The following is a 20,489-nucleotide window of genomic DNA, read 5'->3' as shown; positions in this document are numbered from 1 at the left end:
AGGACTTTCCCCGATCGATCCGTCGGAGCGGCAGGCAAGAGGTTTACGAATGGCGAGTGTCGAAAAGATGCCGATGCTGCAGGAAGGCTATGAAAAGCTGACTGCCGAGCTGAAGGCACTGCGGGAAGAGCGGCCCCGCATCGTTGAAGCGATCGAGGAAGCGCGCGCGCACGGCGATTTGTCGGAAAACGCGGAATACCATTCGGCCAAGGAACGGCAGGGCCAGGTCGAGGCGATGGTCGGCGATCTGGAGGATCGGATCAGCCGCGCGCAGATCATCGACCCGACCACGCTGTCGGGCGATCGCATCGTGTTCGGTGCGACCGTGACGCTGCTCGACGATGCCGAAAAGCCGGTCCGCTACCAGATCGTCGGCCAGACCGAAGCCGATGCCAAAGTCGGCCGGATCAGCTACAACTCCCCGCTCGGCCGCGCCCTGATCGGGCGCAAGGTCGAGGAAGAGATCGAAGTTACGGTGCCGTCGGGGGACCGCTTCTATGTGGTTGAGAAGATAGAGTTCATCTGATCACGGCAACCCCGTATTCGGGGCGTGTCCGGTCGCCTGGGGCGGCATGGGCACGGACTCGCCGGACAAAATCAAGGCGCGCGACCGGAATGGATCGCGCGCCTTGTTGGTTTCCTATGCTACCGGCAGATCGGGCTGCAGCAGCTTGTGCATGTGGACGATGACGTACTTCATTTCGGCATCGTCGACCGTGCGCTGGGCCTTGCCGCGCCACGCTTCTTCGGCGGTGGCATAATCGGGATAGACGCCGACGAGATCGATGGCGTCGAGATCCGTGAATTCAAGGCCCTGCGGATCTTTGACCCGTCCGCCCATCACGAGGTGGAGTTTTTGCATGGCGACACTTTCCTGGGGAGAGAAATCGCCCGCGCCCTGACAGGATGAGGCCGTCGGCGCAAGCCCGGGGCCCGCGCCGATGCCCGATCAGTGGCGCACGCGCGACGCTATTTCGCCGACCCGACGCATCGCTGCAACACCTGCGCCGCGCGCGCCGTTGACCGCGACTTCGGCAAAGTCTGCTGCGCGACGCCGCGCTTCGGTGCCCGCTTCGCTGACCACTTCGCCCAGGTCCTCGATCCGCTCGCGGCCTTCGCGTCCGGCTTCGGAGGCAAAGTCTGCCGCCTTGGCGCCCGCGACAGCGGCGAATTCGCCCGCTCCGGCGCCGTAAGCGGCGGCCAGTTCGGTGGCGACCGTGGCCAGCGACAGCGCATTGCGCCGCACCTTGCGACCCAGACCGGCCGGCAGCAGCCGCCCGACTGGGACAAAGCGGGCGACCAGCGCGCCGACCACGATCCCGCCAGCCAGCATGGCGATCGGGTGATCTTCCGCCAGCTGGCGCACGCGCGACTTGGGTGGCTGCTGCGCGGCGGCAGCAGCTTCGTTGCGCTCGTGCGCGGCTTCGATCCTGTCGCGAACGCGGCGTGTGCGCTTGTCAGTCACTATCTTGTCCTTCCTCATCATGCCCGCCCCGTTCTTCGCCCCCGAAAAACCCGTGCAGGACCGATCCGATCGGACCTCGTAGTACCCAAGCCGCGAGCGCCAGCATCGTTCCCGCCACTATCGCTTTGTGTTCGCTGGCAACTTCGCGCGCGGTGTCGATCGCCTCGACCACTTCCTCGGCGGCGGCATCCTTGATCCGCCGGCCGATCGGGCGTTCGCCAATTCCTTCGCGCAGGCCGGAAATGTCATGTTTGACCAGCGCCCACGCCTGCTCGCGCAAGTCGCGCGCTTCGGCCAGGCTGGCGGCATCGCTGCTTTCGCTCATGCCGCGATGCTCATGCGTCAGGCCCCTTGTGGAACAGCACCGCCTTGATCCGCGCAACCCGCCGCGCGATCACCAGCGCGCACAGCGCCGTGCCGGCCAGCAGCGCCGCACCGACGATCGCCAGCGCGCCCCATGGGCCGACCAGCGGCGTCAGCGCGAGGAGCAGCCCCACCACCAGCGCGACCAGCGTGAAGAACGCCAGGAACAGGCCCAGCACCGCCAGCGCGGCAATGCCCTTGGCCCGGCCGAGCACATAGCGGGCGCGCACTTTCTGGAAGGCGATCTCGGCTTCGGCCAGCGTCTGGCCATCGTCGATCAGCGCGCGCAGGCTGTCGAACAGCGCGGGCGGCTCCGCAGCTTCCGCCACGGCGCTGTCCGCGCCATCTGCAACGGCGGTTTCAGGCGACAAAAGTTCGTTCATGTCCCGACAGCAAGACCGGCGCGAACCGCTGCTGTCAATCGCTGGACCCACGGAACAAGCGCGACAGCATAAAACCGGCGACAGCGGCAATGCCGATCGCCACGCCAGGGCTCTTGCGGACAAGCTCCTTGGCTTCTTCGCCCAGTTCGTTGAGATCTTTCGATTCCAGCTTGGCGGCCGCTTCCTGGATCGATCGGGCGGCGCTGCGGGCATAATCGCCGTACTGCACGCCCAGCTTTTCATCGATGGTGGAAGACGTATCGGCCAGCGTCTTGCCCAGGCCGGTCAGCGCGTCGCTGGCCTTGGATTTGCCCTGGTTGGCCAGATCGGCGGCCTTGTCCTTGGCTTGCCCAGCGTAGACCTTGGCATCTTCGGTCCAGTCGCTGGCGCTGCCGGCAACCTTTTCCTTGTAAGCGGTGGTGCGGCCCAGCGCTTCGTCCTTGAGCGCCTCGGCACCGGCCTTGGCTTCCTCGATGGCCTTGTTGAAGCGCGACTTGGCCTCACCGATGCCGTCGGTCATGGCCGTCTCGACGCTGGAGGTGGCTTCGGCGATTTTCTTGCGGGCAGTGGCTGCGCTCTTGGCGGCGGTGCCATCGGTCGTTTCAGTGGTATCGGCCATCGTGTCGTTCCTTTGCCCTGGTCCGCCCCGCGCCTGTGGCGCAAGAGCCAAGTCCATTAGATAGAACGGATCGCGGCAATCGCAAGTTGCACTGCACCATCCCGGTCCGCCCCATGTTCTTCTCGGCCATGCAACGCTGCTTGCCTGCCATGGTTCCAGCCGATAGGAGCCGGAGCAACGCCGCGAAAAGCGCCGAATCCGTAAGGTAGCCGGCCCAGCCGGCCTACCCAGCTCGTTTCCAGGGAGCCCTACCATGACCGCGATCATTGACATTCACGCGCGTGAAATTCTCGACAGCCGGGGCAATCCCACGGTCGAAGTCGACGTACTGCTCGACGACGGCAGCTTCGGCCGTGCCGCCGTGCCATCGGGTGCATCGACCGGCGCGCACGAGGCGGTCGAACTGCGCGACGGCGACAAGTCGCGTTACATGGGCAAGGGCGTGCGGCTGGCGGTGGAAGCCGTCAACGGCGAGATTTCGGACGCGATCCTCGGCCTCGATGCCGAAGACCAGCGCGATGTCGATCTGTCGATGATCCAGCTCGACGGCACCGAGAACAAGGCGCGGCTTGGCGCCAATGCCATCCTCGGCGTCAGCCTGGCCGTGGCCAAGGCGGCGGCGGACGCGCGCGGGCTGCCGCTGTACAGCTACGTCGGCGGCGTTTCGGCGCATGTCCTGCCGGTGCCGATGATGAACATCATCAACGGCGGCGAACATGCCGACAACCCGATCGATTTCCAGGAATTCATGATCATGCCGGTCGGCGCACCCAGCCTGGCCGAAGCCGTGCGCTGGGGATCGGAGATTTTCCACACGCTGAAGAAAGGCCTTCATGAAAAGGGCCTGGCGACGGCGGTGGGCGATGAAGGCGGCTTTGCGCCCAACCTGGCCAGCACGCGCGACGCGCTCGACTTCATCATGGCCTCGATCGAGAAAGCGGGGTTCAAGCCGGGCAGCGAGATCGCGCTGGCGCTCGATTGCGCGGCGACCGAGTTCTTCAAGAACGGCAAGTACGAGATCAGCGGCGAAGGCCTCAGCCTGTCGCCGGTGCAGATGGCCGATTACCTCGCCGACTTGACCACCGCCTACCCGATCCGCTCGATCGAGGACGGCATGAGCGAGGACGATTTCGAGGGCTGGGCCGCGATCACCGCCAAAGTGGGCGACAAAGTCCAGCTGGTCGGCGACGATCTGTTCGTGACCAACCCCAAGCGCCTGACCATGGGCATCGGCAAGGGGCTGGCCAACTCGCTGCTGGTCAAGGTCAACCAGATCGGCACGCTGACCGAAACATTGGAAGCGGTCAGCATCGCCCAGCGCGCGGGCTATACTGCGGTGATGTCGCACCGTTCGGGCGAGACCGAAGACGCGACGATCGCCGATCTCGCGGTCGCCACCAACTGCGGCCAGATCAAGACCGGCAGCCTTGCCCGGTCGGACCGGCTGGCCAAGTACAACCAGCTGATCCGCATCGAGGAAGAGCTGGGCAGTGCGGCAAAGTATGCCGGCGCGGGGGCGTTCGGTCGGCTGGCCGGGTAGTTCCTGCCGGCATTTGGTTGCTCCACGCTATCCCCGCTCATGTCGAGCGAAGTCGAGACACGTGCGCTACAGTTTGAACGTGGCGAAGCATCCCTCGACTTCGCTCGGGATGAGCGGGTCGAGGCTGTGTCATCGCGTTCGAACGTTAGCATTCGACCAACGCCCGATGACCGCCGACAAATGGTTGTTGGCGGTTCATCCTTGCGCTCCTAAACGGTTGCCAATGAAACCAGCGCGCGCGCGGGACGTCGGCGCGCGCCCATAAAGGATGCCGTCACAGATGATTGATCGATCCGCGCGCCGTCGCCGCATGTTTGCCGCTTTGCTGCTGGGCGCCTCGGTGCTCGCCGGGCCTGCCGCTTGCAAGATGGCGGGGACCACGCCGACCGCCACCGCCAGCGCGGGCAACGCGCTGGGGATCGATCCCAAGGCGATGGACAAGACGATCAAGCCGGGCGACGATTTCTACGGCTATGCCAACGGCAACTGGATGAAGACCACCGAGATTCCGGCCGATCGCTCAAGCGTGGGCGGCTTCTTCATCGCCGACCAGCAGACCGAAAAGCAGATCGGCGAACTGATGGCCGACTTGCTCAAGTCCGACCCAGCGGCAGACAGCGACGGCGCGCGGATCAAGGCGTTCTACAACGCGTTCATGAACACCGCCGCGATCGACGCGGCAGGCATGAAGCCGGTCCAGCCTGAGCTCGACCGTTTTGCCGCGATCAACGACGTGAAGTCGCTGTCGAGCGTGCTGGGCAGCCAGATTCGCGCCGACGTCGATCCGCTCAACGCCACCAACTTCCAGACCGAGAACCTGTTCGGCGTGTTCGTGACGCAGGCGCTGGCGGGTGGCGAGGTGGTCCCGTACATCCTGCAGGGCGGGCTGGGCATGCCCGAGCGCGAATATTACCTGTCCGCCGACCCCAAGATGGTCGAACTGCGCACCAAGTACAAAGCCCACATCGCGCAAGTGCTGACCGACGCGGCCATCGCCGATGCGCCGGCGAAGGCGCAGCGCATTTTCGACCTCGAGACGAAGATCGCGCAGGCCCACGCCACGCGCGAGCAGAGCGAGGATTTCCAGCATTCGGCGGCGGTGTGGTCCAAGGCCGATTTCGCCACCAAGGCCCCCGGCATCGACTGGGACGCGTTCCTGTCGGCGGCGCAGCTGGGGAACCAGCAGAAGTTTGCCGCTTACCACGCCGGGGCCATCCCCAAGCTGTCCGCACTGGTCGCCTCGCAACCGCTGGAGGCGTGGAAGGACTGGCTGACGTTCCACCAGATCAACAGCAACGCATCGGTGCTGCCCAGCACGATCGACCACGATCACTTCGCATTCTACGGCACCGCGTTGCAGGGCACGACCGCGCAGCGCCCGCGCGACAAGCGCGCGCTGGGCGCAGTCAACGCGCTGCTCGGCGATGCGATGGGCAAGCTGTATGTCGACAAGTATTTCCCGGCGTCGGCCAAGGCCGAAGTGCAGGGCATGGTCACCAACATCAAGGCGGCGTTCTCGAAGCGCGTGAGCGCGATCGACTGGCTCGCGCCCGCGACGAAGCAGGAAGCGCTCAAGAAGGTAGAGACGATCGAGGTCGGCGTCGGCTATCCCGAAAAGTGGGTCGAGTATGGCGGCCTGACGGTGACGCCCGACAACGCCTATGCCGATGTGCAGGCGGCGGAAAAGGCCAACTACGCGCAGCAACTGTCCAAGATCGGCAAGCCGCTGGACAAGCGCGAATGGTGGATGAACGCGCAGCTGGTCAACGCGGTCAACCTGCCGGTGCAGAACGCGCTGAACTTCCCCGCCGCGATCCTGCAGCGCCCGTTCTTCGATCCGGCCGCCGACGCGGCCTACAACTACGGCGGGATCGGCGCGACGATCGGCCACGAGATCAGCCACAGCTTCGACAACAACGGCGCGGCGTTCGATTCGACCGGCGCGATGCGCAACTGGTGGACCGCATCGGACCTGGCGCGGTTCAACGCGGCGGGCGACGCGCTGGCGCAGCAGTTCGACACCTACACCCCGTTCCCCGGCATGCACGTCAACGGCAAGCTGACGCTGGGTGAGAACATCGCCGACGTGGCCGGCCTGTCAGCATCGTACGATGCCTATCACGCCTCGCTCGGCGGCAAGGAGGCGCCGGTGATCGACGGATTGTCCGGCGACCAGCGGTTCTTCATCGCGTTCGCGCAAAGCTGGGCGACCAAGACCCGCGACGAGGCGCTGCGCGGGCGTCTCGCCACCGACGGCCACGCGCCGGGCCAGTATCGCGCGCTGACGGTGCGCAACCTCGATGCGTGGTACAAGGCGTTCGACGTGCAGCCGGGCGACAAGCTGTATCTGGCACCGGAAAAGCGCGTGAAGGTCTGGTAGAAATTGCCGCCGGGGAAAGGGGGCAGGGCAGGGGTCAGGCGGTTTCGGCCGCGACCTCTTCCTTGGCCTCGGCCTCGATCTGCTCGGCCCGGTCGATCTCGCGCTTCTTCTTCGGGCTGAGCAAATATTGCCACACGCCCCAGGCGTTGACCGCGAGCAGCAGGCCGTTCTGCACCGCGATCGGCATCGTGCCGTTGACGAGGCCCGAGGTTACCCACGCGATCGAGGTCGCGACGAACAGCACGAAGCCCCAGCCGGTCCAGCGCCGGCCAAGGTCGGCCGCGATCATGGCGGCGGCGATGATCGCCCCGATCGCGCCGAACCATTCGAGCGGTCCGTTCATGGCGTAAAATCCCCCGTTGGCGTGCGGGAGACCAATCATCCCCGCGCCGGTTTCGTTCCCCGAAACCGCAAGCTGGTGGTCAGGCGAGCTTTTCGCGCAACGCCATCAGCGCCAGCGCGGCCTTGGCCGCCTCACCGCCCTTGTCCTTCTGCGCAGGATCGGCGCGCACCAGCGCCTGTGCTTCGTTCTCGACCGTGAGAATGCCGTTGCCGATCGGCACGCCGTCCATGGTCAGCGCCATGATCCCGCGCGCGCTTTCGCCCGCGACGATCTCGAAATGATAGGTTTCGCCGCGAATCACCACGCCGATCGCGACGAACCCGTCGTACATGTCGCTCTGGTCGGCCAGCGCGATCGCCGCCGGGATTTCCAGCGCGCCGGGGACCGTGATCACCTCCGACTTGTGGCCCGCCGCCTTGATCGCGGCCTTGGCGCCCGCGATCAGCATGTCGTTCAGGTGGTCGTAGAAGCGCGCTTCCACGATGAGGATCTTGGCCATGCTGACTTACTCCGCCGGTATCGGCCGTTCGCCGACGATGTTGAGGCCGTAGCCTTCGATTGCGACAACGTTGCGATGCGCGTTGGTCAACAGGATCATGTCGTGCACGCCCAGATCCGCAAGGATCTGCGCGCCGATGCCATAGCTGCGCAAGTCCATGTCCGGCGCGATGCCGCCGCCCTGTTCGGGATCGCCTTCGGCCGGGCTGATCAGCAGCACCAGCAGCCCCGCACCCGCCTTGCCCACTTCGACCATCGCGCGCTGCAGCGTGCGCTTCTTGGGGCCGGGGCGGCCGAGCATGTCGTCGAACACCGAAATGGTGTGGACGCGCGCCAAGGTCGGCTCGCCTGCCACCACCTGGCCTTTTTGCAGGACGAAGCTCTGGCTGCCGTCGATCTTGTTGCGATAGGTAATCATGCGCCAGTCGCCGCCGTAATCCGACGAGAACGGCACGTCCGAGACCTTCTGGACGAGATGATCATGGCGGCGGCGATATTCGATCAGATCGCGGATCGTGCCGATTTTCAGGCCGTGGCGGCGGGCGAACGGGACGAGGTCGTCCATCCGCGCCATCGTGCCGTCGTCCTTCATGATCTCGCAGATCACGCCGGCGGGGTTGAGCCCGGCCAGGCGCGAGATGTCGACCGCCGCCTCGGTATGGCCGGCGCGCACCAGCACGCCGCCGTCGCGCGCGATCAGCGGGAAGACATGGCCCGGCGTGACGATTTCGTCCTGCCCCTTGGAGGCATCGATTGCCACCGCCACGGTGCGCGCGCGGTCGCCCGCCGAGATGCCCGTGGTCACGCCGTCGCGCGCCTCGATCGAGACGGTGAACGCGGTTTCGTGGCGCGTGCCGTTCTTGCGGCTCATCGGTTCCAGCCCGAGCTGCTCAACCCGCTGGCGACCGAGCGCCAGGCAGATCAACCCGCGACCGTGGGTGGCCATGAAGTTGATCGCGTCGGGCGTGGCCATCTGCGCCGGGATGATCAGGTCGCCTTCGTTCTCGCGGTCCTCATCATCGACCAGGATGTACATGCGGCCATTGCGCGCTTCGTCGATGATTTCCTCGATCGGCACCAGCGACGGGACATCGTCGCTTTCGGTCAGCACCCGCTCCAGCTTCAGCAGCGTGTCGGCGGTGGGGTTCCAGCCGGGCAGCGTCAGGTCGCGCAGCGAGTTGGCGTGAAGTCCGGCCGCACGCGCGAGCCCGGACCGCGACATGCCGCCCTCGGTGACGAGGTTGCGGATTTTTTCGATGAGATCGTTTGCCATGGCCACGGTATTTCACACTGTGATGTGAATTGCAATGGCTATGTTCACACTCAAATTCACAGTCGAAAACGACCGATTCTCGCCAAAGTGTGGCTTCCGCGCCTCGGACGGACGCTACCTGCCGTTACGGCAAGGCGCGATTTGCAAATGACGGTTGACAACCGAATCAGGCCGTTATGTCCTCTGTTCCGGTAGCCCGCCAAACGATCGGGCACCGCTGGAGAGAGAGGACTGATCTTATGAGGGGCAAGCTGCTTCTGTTGGCCGGCGTTTGTGTCGGTGCCATGTCCAACCCGGTCTTCGCGCAATCGACTGCTTCGGAAGAAGGTTTCGATACTGCGCCGATCATCGTCACCGCGCAGCGCCAGGCGCAATCCATTCAGGACGTGCCGATCGCGGTCTCGGCGTTTTCGGCAGAGACGCTGGAAAAGAAGCAGATCTCGAATTCGAGCGACCTGCAGCTGACGCTGCCCAACGTGACCTTCACCAAGACCAACTTCACCAGTTCCAGCTTCACCATTCGCGGCATCGGCGATCTTTGCGTCGGCGTGTCATGCGATGCCGCCACCGGCATCCACATCAACGACATGCCGCTGGTGTCGAGCCGGCTGTTCGAAACCGAGTTCTTCGATCTCGAACGCGTCGAAGTGCTGCGCGGGCCGCAGGGCACGCTGTTTGGCCGCAACGCCACGTCGGGTGTCGTCAACGTCATCACCGCGCGCCCGCAGATGGAAACCTTCGCCGCATCGGGCGAGGGCGAGTACGGCAACTACAATTCGTACAAGATCAAGGGCATGGTCAACGTGCCGCTGGGCAACACCGTGGCGGTCCGCATCAGCGGGCTGTACAACAAGCGCGACGGCTACACCCACAACCTGTTCACCAACAGCGCGATCGACGGGCGCGATCTTTACGCGATCCGTGGCTCGCTGCGGTGGGAGCCGGGCCCGAACACCACGATCGACCTGATGGGCTACTACTTCCACGAGAACGACAATCGCAGCCGCATCCAGAAGCAGCTGTGCCATCGCGATCCCACCGGCGTGCTGGGCTGCCTGCCCGACAAGCTGGCCAACGAAACCACCAACGCCAACTCGACGCTGGCCTCGCTGCTGTCGTCGAACGAATTCTTCGGCATCGCGGTCAGCCCCAAGTTTGCGCCGCTGGGCCTTGGCAGCATCTATGCCCCCGATGCGTTTTCCGCAGCGGTCAACCCGACCGACGTGCGCACGGTCAACGTCGATTATGCACCAACCTACTACGCCACCGAGGAAATCTATCAGGGCCGGATTTCGCAGGAGCTGGGCAGCCACCTCAAGCTCGACGTGATCGGCGGCTATTCGCGCAACACCATCGTCAGCCGCACCGACTACAATCTGGCGGTCGAGCGCCCCCTGACCAACAACCCCGGGCTGTTCGCGCTGGCGGCATTCTCGGGCGCGCCGGGGCTGGGCAAGTTCTTCGCGCCGATCGCGGCCGCGCTGATCCCCAACGGCCCGGGCGGCAACGTGTGCCAGTCGACCAATGATCCCAACAACGTCGGCGTCTATGGCGCGGGCGGGGCCAAGATCTGCGCACCGTCGTCGCTCGACTTCGATGAATCGAGCCAGACGTTCAAGCAGTGGTCGGCCGAAGCGCACATCGCCAGCTCGTTCGACGGGATGTTCAACTTCCTGCTCGGCGCGACATACCTGCGCGGCGAGACCGACCAGAACAACTACTACGTCAACAGCTTCGGCCTCGACTATGCCTCGGGCATCCTCGGCGCGGCGGCAGGGGCGGCGGGCGGGACAGGCGGGGTTCCGGTGTTCCGGCCTTCGCCGTTCTATCGCAACAACCAGGAGAAGGCGACGCTCAACAGCTTCGGCATTTTCGGCGAAAGCTATTTCAAGTTCAACGACAAGCTGAAGCTCACGCTGGGCCTGCGCTACAACCACGACAAGAAGTTCCTGCATGCCCGCACCACGCTGCTGAGCGACGGTCTTTCGACCGAGTTCACCGGCGGCAACGCGATCTATGCCCCGTTCGGTGCGACCGACATCAGCCAGGCGCTCAACTACGCGACGGCCGATTTCGACAAGTCGATCGCCGGGGTCCAGGCGTTTGCCGACAGCACGGTCAGCTTCAACAAGCTCACCGGGCGCGCGGTGCTGGACTACCAGATCACGCCGGACAACCTGCTCTACGTGTCCTACGCGCGCGGCTACAAGTCGGGCGGCATCAACCCGCCGCTGTCGGTCGGGGCGGTCAACGCCAGCTTCCGGCCTGAATCGGTGGACTCGTTCGAAATTGGGTCGAAGAACACGTTCGGCGCGCTGCAGCTCAACCTTTCGGCGTTCTACTACAAGTACAAGGACCTGCAGCTCAGCCGCATCGTGTCGCGCACCTCGGTCAACGACAACATCAGCGCCAACATCTATGGCGTAGAGGCCGAAGCGCTGATCACCCCGGTCCGCCGGCTGCAGATCAACCTCAGCGCGTCGTACCTGAAGTCGAAAGTTGCGGGCGACCAGTTCCTGATCAATCCGCGCGATGTGTCGGGCGGCCGGTCCGATGCGGTGATCATCAAGGACCTGACGCTGGGTTCCAACTGCGCGGTCCAGTCGAAGGTGGGCAGCGCGGCCGCCGCCAACGGCTTCGTCAACGCGGTCAACGCATCGATCGGGCTCAAGCCGACCACGCCGATCCCCGGCACCAGCACCACCGGCGCCTTCAGCATCTGCAACGTGCTCAATCTCAATTCCGGGAGCGCAGCAGCCAACGCACTGGGAGGCATCAGTGTGACGTCCGGCGTGCCGGTCAACTTGCGCGGAAACCAGCTGCCGCAGGCGCCGGAATTCAAGTGGTCGGCGGGCGTGCAATACGCGATCCCGGCCGGTGCGATGAGCATCGTGCCCCGGTTCGACATCGCCTATACCGGCAACAGCTACGGCACGATCTTCAACGGCAACGTCGATCGCATCCCCGGCTACACGGTGATGAACGCGCAAGTGCAGATCAACGGCGGTGAGGACCGCTGGTTCATCCGTGGCTTCATCCAGAACATCGGCGACAACAACGCCACCACCGGCCTGTACGTCACCGATCAGTCGTCGGGGCTGTTCACCAACATCTTCACGCTCGAGCCACGCCGCTACGGCATCGCGGCCGGCGTCAAGTTCTGATCGTCACGCGGGTCCGGGCCATGGCGGTCCGGGCCCACGAGGCTTCCGGCCAGATCGCTTCAGTCGGCAGGACGAGCCGGTCACCGATGCGTCATGGACTGCCGTAAAGCGGTGAGAACACCGTTTTCGGCACGGGAGGCTGGTTGCGGCGGGACTGACCATCTCTGCCAACCGCCTCAAGCCGAAATTCCAGCCGGCATCCTACTGGCCGAGCTTGAACACCCACAGCATCGTGCCGCCACGGACCGGATCGATTTCCGGGGTCAGTAGGCTGACGGTCGCGTCGTGCGGGTTGCCGCCACCCGTCGTCACCGCGACATACTGGTCGCCGCCGGCGGTGAAGGTGATCGGCGCCGAACTGGGCGAATTGCTCAGCCGGGTCTGCCACAGCACCTCGCCCGTCGCGCTGTCCGAGGCGCGGAAGGCGAAGTCGCGACCGCCTTCGAACAACAGGCCGCCGGCCGTCGCGAGCGCGGCACTCGATTCCGAGGCGCGATGCTCGTGCACCCAGCGGTTCTTGCCGGTGGCGACATCGAGCGCGACCACTTCGCCGAAGTTGCCGTCGGAATTCTTGGGCAGCTGCATCCCCCAGTTCACGTCGAACTCCAGCCCCGGCGTCCACACGTGCGACATGCAGCCCTTGAACAGGGTGACATACAGCAGGCCCGACCCCGCATCGAACGAGGTCGCCGGGCGGTTGCGCGCGCCGACCGCGTGCGGGCAGACGTTGACCGCCTTGCCCGCAACCGGATCGAACGCCGGATTGGTGGTCTTCGCACCGGTCCTGGGGTCGATCGCGGTGACGACGTCCTGCAGCCCGAGATCGCGCGAGCCGAGGTATTCGCCCGTCCGCGCATCGAGAATGTCCATCAGCGCCATCTTGCCCATGGTCATCACCACGTGCCGCATGCGCCCGCCCAGCGGGATGGTCGCCAGCGTCCGTTCGAACGCGAAATCGAGGTCCCAGATGTCGCGCGGCAGGTGCTGGTAATACCACACCAGCTTGCCGGTGGCCGGGTCGATTGCCAGCGTGCTGTCAGTGTACAGCCCCGCCGCCGACGCTTTCGATTTCGGGGCAGGGGCGAGCAGGGGCGTGGTGTGGTACGTTTGGCCCGCACCGAAATAGACCAGCCCGGTTTCCGGATCGTAGCTGCCCGTCGCCCACACCGACCCGCCGAAACGCTGGTCGAGCGGGGCGTTGTTCCAGCTGTCGGCCCCGCTGCCGGGGCGCTGCAGCGTGTTCAGGCGCCACAGCTCGTGGCCATCTGCGGCGTCGAGCGCGACGATGAAGCAACCGCCCGGTTCACCGCCGCCGGCACAGCCCGACATGCCCTGGATAACCTTGCCGCCGACGATCAGCGGCGCGGCCGACATTTTCAGCGTCTTGTGGAACCCGGTGACGTCATGGTCCCACAACAATTTGCCGGTGCGCATTTCGAGCGCGATCATGTGGTGGTCGTTGGTCGGCACGAACAGCGTCTGGCCGCCCAGCGCCATGCCTGCCGGCTGGCTCACCGGCGGGCCGATCATCACCGTATCGACCCGCCGTTCGAACGACCACAACTGGTCGCCGGTCACGGCGTCGGTCGCGGTGACGGTGCCGTTGCTGTTGACGAAGATCACGCCGTCATGCGCCAGCGGGGTGATGCCGTTGGTGCCCGGATCGAGCGCTTGCGCCCACGCCAGCGTCAGCGCGTGGACATTGCCGCGGTCTATGGCCTTGAGCGGGCTGAAACCGTGGGCATCGTCGGTGCGGCGAAACGCGAGCCAGTCGCCAGTCGGGGGATCGCGCAGCATGGCGTCGGTGACGGGGGAGAGCCGGGCCAGCCGGTCGGCGCGGCGTTGCAGCGCGGCCTTGTAGCCAGCGTCCCTGTTGTCGACCGAGGCGAGCACCGGCGGCATCGGGCCGGGCACTTCGCTGACCGTGCGCGTCGCCGCTTCGTGCCCCGCCGGGGCGGTCGTGCCATTGGCAGCGAGCAGGTAGGCGACGATGGCGTCGTAAGTCTGGGCCGGCAGCCCGCCAGGGTTGGAGGGCGGCATCGCCTTGCCGATGTAGGCGCGCAGTTCCGCCGGTTTGGCCACCCACCTGGCGACGAAATCCGGCCCGGTCAGCGGCTTGCCGAACTGGCCGACAAGGCTTTCGCCGTGGCAGCCCGCACAGTTGGCGAGATAGGCGGTGCGGCCGGGCGAGCGCGCGTCCTTGCCGTTCGCGCCCGCAGTGGCGACCGTCACCGCCAGCGCCGCGACGATGAGGCGCACGCCCCTAACGGACGAATTGATCGACATAGTCCGCTCCCAGCCCGACCGCCGCGAAGTGGGCGCGGCATTGTTCGATGCGCGTGAACACATCGTCGACGGCGGTGACCGCACCGGCATCGTCGAGATAGACCATCGCGCCGTGGATCTGGAACATCGTCACCATCTCTTCGGGCCCTTCATCGACTACCAGCGTGTGGACGTCGCCCGGCGGTTCGAAGATGTAGCTGCCCGCCTGCGCGACCCAGTCGTGTTCCAGATAGCGCCAGCTGCCCTTCAGCGTCATGCCATGGACCAGCCCGGGATGCCGGTGGCGCGAGATCACACCATGCCCGCGCACGCGCGTCAGCGAGATCCAGTAGCCTTGCGAGGCGGACAGGAACATCGGCCGAAACGCGGTGATCGGGCTGACGGGAACCCAGAGGCGTTCATCGTCGGCATCCGACCGGGCGATGAACAGCTCTTTCAGCGCCAGCGGATCGCGCAGCATGGTCACTTGGCCGATCGCGGCAAGGCATAGGCGACGAACGTGTCGCTCAGCGGCATGGATTGCAGGTTCACATGCCCGCCCGCCGCCACGACCACGAACTGCCGCCCGCTGGCCGGGCTGGTGTAGGTCATCGGATTGGCGTTGGCGCTGGCGGGCAGCCGTGCCTTCCACAGTTCCTTGCCGGTGGCGGTATCGAATGCGCGGAACGCGTGCTCCTTGACGCTGCCGATGAACGTCAGACCGCTGCGCGTGGTCATCGCCCCGCCGAAATTGTGCATGCCCATCGGCAGCGGCAGGCCGAGCGAAAAGCCGAGCGGTCCGCTGTCCTGAGTCGTCCCGAATGGGCGCGACCATAACAGTTTGCGGGTTTTCAGGTCGATGCCGTGCAACGTCCCGAACGGGGGCGCATGGCACGGGATGTCGAGCGGGGAGAGCAGGCCCGACAGGCGGATGCCGTAGGGCGTGCCCTTCATCGGCAAAGGCAGGCTCCAGTCGTGCATGCCCTTGGCGTGGGCGTGCAGGCGGTCGGTCTCGGCGCGCGGCACCATCTGCGCGATCGTGCCGTAGTACAGCGTGTTGACGATCATCACCCCGCGTTCGGGATCGATCGCGACGCCGCCATAGTTCTGGCCGCCGCCGATGCTGGGATAAAGCAACGCCTCATCGAGACCTGGCGGCGTGGCCGGTCCATCGTAGCGCAACTGGCGGAAGCGGATGCGGCACCACAGCTGATCGATCGGGGTGATGCCCCACATCAACCGCTCGGTCAGCCGTTCGCCCCGAAAATTGGGCATGCCCGTGGAAAACGGCTGGGTCGGCGATAGCTTTTCCTCGGGCACGTGGCCGCGCTGGGGAACGGCCAGTTCGTCGACGCGGGTCAGCGGAACGCCGGTGCGGCGATCGAGCAGGAACAGTTCGCCGCGTTTGGTCGCCTGCGCCAGTGCAGGCACCTGCTGGCCGTTGATGGTGGCGTCGAACAGCGTTGGCTGCGCGGGCACGTCATAGTCCCACAGATCATTGTGCGTCGTCTGGAACGACCACTTGAGCGCCCCGGTTGCCGCATCGAGCGCCACCACCGAGCTGCCGTATTTCAGGCTGGCGGCCGATCGCTGAGCGCCGAAATGGTCGGGGGTGGAATTGCCCGTGGGCACAAAGACCAGCCCCAGCGCCTCGTCCGCGCTCATCGGTGCCCAGCTGTTGGGGGTGGACCGGGTGTACCACTGGCCCGGCGGGGGACCCTTGGCATTGGCCGGGTTGCCGGCGTCCCACGCCCACGCGAACTTGCCGGTTACGGCATCGAACGCGCGGATCACGCCCGATGGTTCGTCGGTGCTCTGGTTGTCGGCGACCCACCCGCCCAGCACGATGTTGCCGCGCACGATCGTCGGCGCGGAACTGACGTAGTAGAAGCCAGGCAGGACCGTGCCCAGGCCCTGCTTGAGATCGACCGTGCCGCCGTTGCCGAACCCGGCGCAAAGCTGGCCGGTGCGCGCGTCGAGCGCGATCAGTCGCGCGTCGAACGTCGCGGTGATGATGCGTTCGGGGCAATCCCTGGCCCCCGGCGCACTGAAATGCGCGACCCCGCGGCAGGTGGTGACGGTCGAGGCCCCGGTCGGATCGACCTTGGGGTCATAACGCCACACCTGCTTGCCGGTTTCGGGATCGAGCGCGATCACCACGTTGGTTTGCGTGCACAGCGTCAGCAGCCCGCCGACCATGATCGGGGTCGCTTCCAGCGGGCTTTTCATCTCGCCCTGCACCACGCCCGTGTGGAACGTCCACGCCGGTTGGAGGCGGCTGACATTGGCCGGGGTGATCTGCGCGAGCGGCGAGAACCGCGTGCCCGCCGCGTCACGCCCGAAGGCCGCCCATTCGCCGTCGGTGCCGGGCGTGGCGATGTGCTGCATCGGCAAGGTGACGGCGGCGACATCGTTCGGGCCGGGGCCGATCGCGGTGGCCAGCGTGACCGCGATCATCACCGCACCCACCGCTGCAGGGAGCCACGCGGCGCGGCCCATCGCGCGACGGATGCCGGGCAACACGAACGCCAGCCCGAACACCGCCGGCCCGATCATTCGTGGCATCAGTTGCCAGCCGTCGAAGCCCGCCTCCCACAGCGACCACAGCAGCGTCACCAGCAGGAACCCGCCATACAGCAGCCCGCCCATCGGCCGTGCGCGCCGGGTGAACCAGCCCGCTGCGGCCGTCGCAGCCCCGCCAGCGAGGTAATACGCCGATCCGCCCAGCGTGATCAGGTATGCACCGCCCAGCGCGATCGCCGCGCCGATCAGGAGCAACGACAGGCCGAGGATGCGGCCGCTCCACGACGCCCCGCTCGGCTGTGCAGGCGTCGCCATCAGGCCGCCGCCCATTGCTGCCGGGCAAACGCGCCGATCTCGGCCAGGCTGGTCGCCGCTTCGGGCAGGAACGGGAAAATCGTCCAGATGTGGACCATGCCTTCGGGATAGCTGGTGCGTGCGCTGCCCCCTGCGGCGCCCACGCTTTCCGCCAGCCGCACGACATCATCGCGCAGCACTTCGGTGTTGCTGACCGTCAGGAACAGCGGTGGCAGCCCGTGGTGGCGGCCCCACAGTGGTGAGGCGCGGGGGTGGTCGTGCGGATCGATATCGCCGATATAGACCTGGCCCATCGACACGATCATGTTCCGGTCGATCAGCGGATCGAGCGCCTTGTTGGTGTCGCAGGACTGACCCTCGCCCGCCAGATCGAGCAGCGGCGAGATGGCGATGCCGCCCGCAGGCACGGGCCCGCCGGCATCGCGCACTGCCATCAGCGTCGCCACGCACAGCCCGCCACCGGCGGAATCGCCGCTGACGATGATGCTGGCAGGCGGCCAGTGGCGCGCCGCCCAGTTGTAGGCAGTCAAGGCGTCGTCCGCGGCGGCGGGATACGCATGATCGGGCGCAAGCCGGTAATCGGGCAGCAGCACGGTCGCCCCGGTCGCAGCCGACAACCGGCAGGCGAATTCGCGATAGCCCTTGGCCGAGCCCATCACGTAGCCACCGCTGTGATAGTGGATCAGCAGCTTGTCGGCCGCCGCGCCGGGCATGGCAACCTTGAGGCAGGGCACGCCATCGGCATCGATCGGCTCGATCGTCGCGGCGTCTGGTACCGCGAAGCTGCCGCACATGTCATCGAACAGCCGCCGCCATTCGGAAATGGGGTCGTCCACCCCGGGAATGGTGCGCTTGAACAAGTCGAGCGCCCGGGCGTGCTCGGGGCTGACCATCAGGCGGCGTCCGCGCGTTGCCTGTGCGCGGCCGCCATCGACCGCGCCTGCGGCATCACCGCGCTGCTGAACAGCTTGAGCGAGGTGTGCGCCTCGTCGCGCGTCATCCCGCCGTAGAAAAAACACCCGGCCATGCTGATCTCCGCGCCGAGATAGGCGAAGCGTTCCTCCAGCCGCTCGAGGATCTGGCTTGGGGACCCCACGCCGAGCTGGCACTTCACATAGGCTTCGGCGGCGGCATCGATCCCGGCGGCGCGCAACTGTTCCGCGCCTTCGGCGTAGGCGGTGTAGCCCTTGGTCTTGGCGAAATGATCGCCGTCGAATTCGTAATGGCGCACGACGGTGCGATAGTAGTTGGCGGTGTACTTCATCCCCAGCTCGAACGCCTCGTCGGCGCTGTCGCGGACGAGATAGAAATCGTCCATGATGATGTGCGGGGTCCTGTGCGGGTGGTGCGCGCGGAACGCATCGAGGTAGCAGTTGAACAGCGGCATCATGTCGGCCGTCGGCTTGGTGATGAAGCTGAGCAACCGGGCACCGATCTGGCCCGCGACAGTGGCCGAATCGGGTGACATGCCCACCGAGCAGAAGTCATCGGCAAGGCTGGCGCGCGGCTGGGGGTGAACCGGCGTGGGCACCTGCCTGTAGAACGGCCCGTCGCCCTGGATCACGCCGGTGCGCAGCGCACCGAGCACCATCGGCAGCGCTTCATCGAAGCGGCCGCGCGATTCGTCCATCGGGATGCCGAAGTGGGCGTATTCCATCTTCGACAGGCCACGGCCGAACCCGGCGACGCAGCGCCCGTCGCTGAGGTGATCGAGCATCGCCAGCTTTTCAGCGACGCGCAGCGGATCGTTCCACGGCAGGATCACGGCGGCCAGGCACAGCTTGATCCGGCTGGTGCGGGCAGCGAGCCACGCAAGCGGCATGAAGTTGTCGGGGCAGGCCGAATAATCGATGTCGAAATGGTGTTCGGGCGAACAGCACAAGTCGAAGCCGAGGCTCTCCACCTGCTCCATCAGCCAGATTTCGTCCTGGACGAACTGGTGCGCGCTGCGGGTGACGCCGGGATCCTGCCAGACCGGAGTGTAGACCATTTCCATGGAGCGCTGTCCTCTCGATTTTTATTTTTTCGACGATAACCCGAAAAATATTCGGATTGCAAGGCAGTCAGCCGCCGAACCGCGCGTGATAGTCGGCGGCGCCGGTGCCTTCGACCGCTTCGTGGTTGCGCAAGTTATGCAGCCAGTCGCTTTCACTGGCGGTCGCGGTGCCATCGGCCATGTCGCGTATGCGGTTGTAATTGTAGCAGATGCCGCTCTGCACTTGCGCGATGAAATGCGTCATGTCGTCGGCTTCGGGCATCGCCTCGCGCGGGATATGCGGCGCGCGATCGGGGAACGACGCTTCGCTGATTGCGCCGCTGAGCAGCCGGGTGGCCACCGCCGGATCGGCACAGAACGGGCGGCCGAGCCCGACCACGTCCAGCGCGCCCGAAACCAGCGCCGCGTCCATCGCGGCGCGCGAGCGAAAGCCGCCGGTGACCATCAGCGGCACGCGGGTATGGGGGCGGATCCGGTCGGCAAACGTGACGAAATAGGCCTCGCGCGCCACGGTGCTGGCACGCCTTTCGGGCTGCGGCGAGCCATCGTTGCTGAACCCCACCATCTCCATCGATTCATAGTTGCCGCCCGAAATCTCGAGCAAATCGATGCCAGCCTCCTCGAGCCAGCCGATCACGGTCAGCGACTCGTCCTCGGTGAAGCCGCCCTTCTGGAAATCGGCGGAGTTGAGCTTGACCGACACGGCGAAATCCGGGCCGACCGCCTTGCGCACCGCCCGAACCGACGACAGCAGCAGGCGCGCGCGATTTTCCAGCGATCCGCCCCATTCATCGGTGCGCAAGTTGGTCAGCGGCGACAGGAACTGCGAGTTGAGGTAGCCGTGCGCGGCGTGGACTTGCACCCCGGTGAACCCGCAGGCCTGCACCGTTTCGGCAACATAGCTGAACCGATCGACCAGATCGCCGATCTCGGCGGTCGACAGCGCGCGGGTCATCACCGCGCTGCCGGTTGCCACCGGGACCGCCGACGGACCGACGAACTGCTCGGCGCCGAGCCCGGCCTGTCGCCCGGGGTGATTGATCTGTACCCAGCACTGCGCCCCGTGCGCGGTGGCCGCCTGCGCAACTTCGCGCAGCATCCCGGTATCGCGGCCGCGTTCGACCACAACGTTGCGCGGCCGTTCGAGGAAGCGGTGATCGATCAGCACGTTGCCGGTCAGCAGCAGGCCGGCGCCGCTGGCGCCCCATCGCTCGTAAAGGCGGACGTTGCGCTGCGTCGCGCGGCCTTCAACGTCGGCGAGACCTTCGGTCATGGCGGCCTTGGCCAGGCGGTTGGGCAGCACGGTGCCACAAGGCAGGACAAGCGGATCGGACAGGCGAGCAGGCACGGGCGTCTCCGGTA

At 66.0% G+C, this 20,489-nt stretch carries 18 protein-coding genes; 4 read left to right on the top strand and 14 right to left on the bottom strand.

Annotation, left to right across the window (positions count from 1 at the left end; genetic code table 11):
- Positions 1-49: 49 nt before the first annotated feature.
- Positions 50-526 carry a transcription elongation factor GreA gene (gene greA / locus NL2_RS16240; protein ID WP_068076738.1) on the top strand — a complete coding sequence of 159 codons (477 nt, stop codon included), beginning with the start codon at positions 50-52 and terminating at the stop codon, positions 524-526.
- A gap of 114 nt (positions 527-640) precedes the next feature.
- Here the strand turns inward: greA and NL2_RS16235 are convergent, their stop codons facing one another.
- The 5 genes from NL2_RS16235 to NL2_RS16215 form a co-directional block, all read right to left on the bottom strand.
- Positions 641-862 (bottom strand): DUF4170 domain-containing protein, encoded by a 222-nt coding sequence (locus NL2_RS16235; protein ID WP_068076737.1) that lies wholly within the window; start codon positions 860-862, stop codon positions 641-643.
- An 87-nt stretch (positions 863-949) separates the two neighbouring features.
- Positions 950-1,465 carry a hypothetical protein gene (locus tag NL2_RS16230; RefSeq protein ID WP_068076736.1) on the bottom strand — a complete coding sequence of 172 codons (516 nt, stop codon included), beginning with the start codon at positions 1,463-1,465 and terminating at the stop codon, positions 950-952.
- Positions 1,458-1,790, bottom strand: coding sequence for a hypothetical protein (locus NL2_RS16225; RefSeq protein WP_068076735.1), 333 nt, complete (start codon positions 1,788-1,790; stop codon positions 1,458-1,460). Before NL2_RS16225 ends, NL2_RS16230 begins: the two co-directional genes overlap by 8 nt.
- A 10-nt stretch (positions 1,791-1,800) precedes the next feature.
- Entirely contained in the window at positions 1,801-2,211 is a 411-nt protein-coding gene (locus tag NL2_RS16220) for a phage holin family protein (RefSeq protein ID WP_068076734.1), read from the bottom strand.
- Between the two features lie 34 nt (positions 2,212-2,245).
- Positions 2,246-2,830 (bottom strand): hypothetical protein, encoded by a 585-nt coding sequence (locus tag NL2_RS16215; RefSeq protein ID WP_068076752.1) that lies wholly within the window; start codon positions 2,828-2,830, stop codon positions 2,246-2,248.
- 253 nt (positions 2,831-3,083) lie between these two features.
- Here NL2_RS16215 and eno point away from each other — a divergent pair, with 253 nt between their 5' ends.
- Entirely contained in the window at positions 3,084-4,370 is a 1,287-nt protein-coding gene (gene eno, locus NL2_RS16210) for a phosphopyruvate hydratase (RefSeq protein ID WP_068076733.1), read from the top strand.
- Between the two features lie 280 nt (positions 4,371-4,650).
- Entirely contained in the window at positions 4,651-6,750 is a 2,100-nt protein-coding gene (locus tag NL2_RS16205) for a M13 family metallopeptidase (RefSeq protein WP_218006120.1), read from the top strand.
- A gap of 34 nt (positions 6,751-6,784) precedes the next feature.
- Here NL2_RS16205 and NL2_RS16200 read toward each other — a convergent pair whose 3' ends face one another.
- The 3 genes from NL2_RS16200 to ribB all read right to left on the bottom strand — a co-directional run bounded on the left by NL2_RS16200 (position 6,785) and on the right by ribB (position 8,864).
- Entirely contained in the window at positions 6,785-7,093 is a 309-nt protein-coding gene (locus NL2_RS16200) for a hypothetical protein (RefSeq protein WP_068076731.1), read from the bottom strand.
- 79 nt (positions 7,094-7,172) lie between these two features.
- Positions 7,173-7,592, bottom strand: a complete 420-nt coding sequence (gene ribH / locus NL2_RS16195; RefSeq protein WP_068076730.1) for a 6,7-dimethyl-8-ribityllumazine synthase — start codon at positions 7,590-7,592, stop codon at positions 7,173-7,175.
- Positions 7,593-7,598: 6 nt separating this feature from the next.
- Entirely contained in the window at positions 7,599-8,864 is a 1,266-nt protein-coding gene (gene ribB, locus NL2_RS16190) for a 3,4-dihydroxy-2-butanone-4-phosphate synthase (RefSeq protein WP_068076729.1), read from the bottom strand.
- Between the two features lie 284 nt (positions 8,865-9,148).
- Between ribB and NL2_RS16185 the strand changes: the two genes are divergently transcribed.
- Entirely contained in the window at positions 9,149-12,028 is a 2,880-nt protein-coding gene (locus tag NL2_RS16185; protein WP_068076751.1) for a TonB-dependent receptor, read from the top strand.
- Between the two features lie 201 nt (positions 12,029-12,229).
- On the opposite strand, the gene NL2_RS16180 is transcribed toward NL2_RS16185, so the two are convergent.
- From NL2_RS16180 to NL2_RS16155, 6 genes are all read right to left on the bottom strand, one after another.
- A complete protein-coding gene (locus tag NL2_RS16180; RefSeq protein WP_169799532.1) occupies positions 12,230-14,314 on the bottom strand; it encodes an outer membrane protein assembly factor BamB family protein in 2,085 nt (694 codons plus the stop codon).
- Entirely contained in the window at positions 14,292-14,774 is a 483-nt protein-coding gene (locus NL2_RS16175; RefSeq protein ID WP_068076727.1) for a 2,4'-dihydroxyacetophenone dioxygenase family protein, read from the bottom strand. The genes NL2_RS16180 and NL2_RS16175 overlap by 23 nt, the downstream gene beginning before the upstream one ends.
- A gap of 2 nt (positions 14,775-14,776) precedes the next feature.
- The gene (locus NL2_RS16170; protein ID WP_068076750.1) at positions 14,777-17,131 is read right to left on the bottom strand and encodes a membrane-bound PQQ-dependent dehydrogenase, glucose/quinate/shikimate family; all 2,355 of its coding nucleotides are present in this window, start codon (positions 17,129-17,131) and stop codon (positions 14,777-14,779) included.
- A complete protein-coding gene (locus NL2_RS16165) occupies positions 17,131-18,024 on the bottom strand; it encodes an alpha/beta hydrolase (RefSeq protein ID WP_068076726.1) in 894 nt (297 codons plus the stop codon). Before NL2_RS16165 ends, NL2_RS16170 begins: the two co-directional genes overlap by 1 nt.
- Complete coding sequence (locus tag NL2_RS16160; protein WP_068076725.1) at positions 18,024-19,127, bottom strand: LLM class flavin-dependent oxidoreductase; 1,104 nt, start codon at positions 19,125-19,127, stop codon at positions 18,024-18,026. Before NL2_RS16160 ends, NL2_RS16165 begins: the two co-directional genes overlap by 1 nt.
- 67 nt (positions 19,128-19,194) lie before the next feature.
- Positions 19,195-20,475 (bottom strand): NADH:flavin oxidoreductase/NADH oxidase family protein, encoded by a 1,281-nt coding sequence (locus tag NL2_RS16155; protein ID WP_068076724.1) that lies wholly within the window; start codon positions 20,473-20,475, stop codon positions 19,195-19,197.
- Positions 20,476-20,489 lie beyond the last annotated feature (14 nt).

The organism is Novosphingobium lentum NBRC 107847, from assembly GCF_001590965.1.
Lineage (GTDB): Bacteria > Pseudomonadota > Alphaproteobacteria > Sphingomonadales > Sphingomonadaceae > Novosphingobium > Novosphingobium lentum.
Note: the sequence above shows the minus strand (reverse complement) of the source record. Positions and strands in the feature narration are given on the sequence as shown.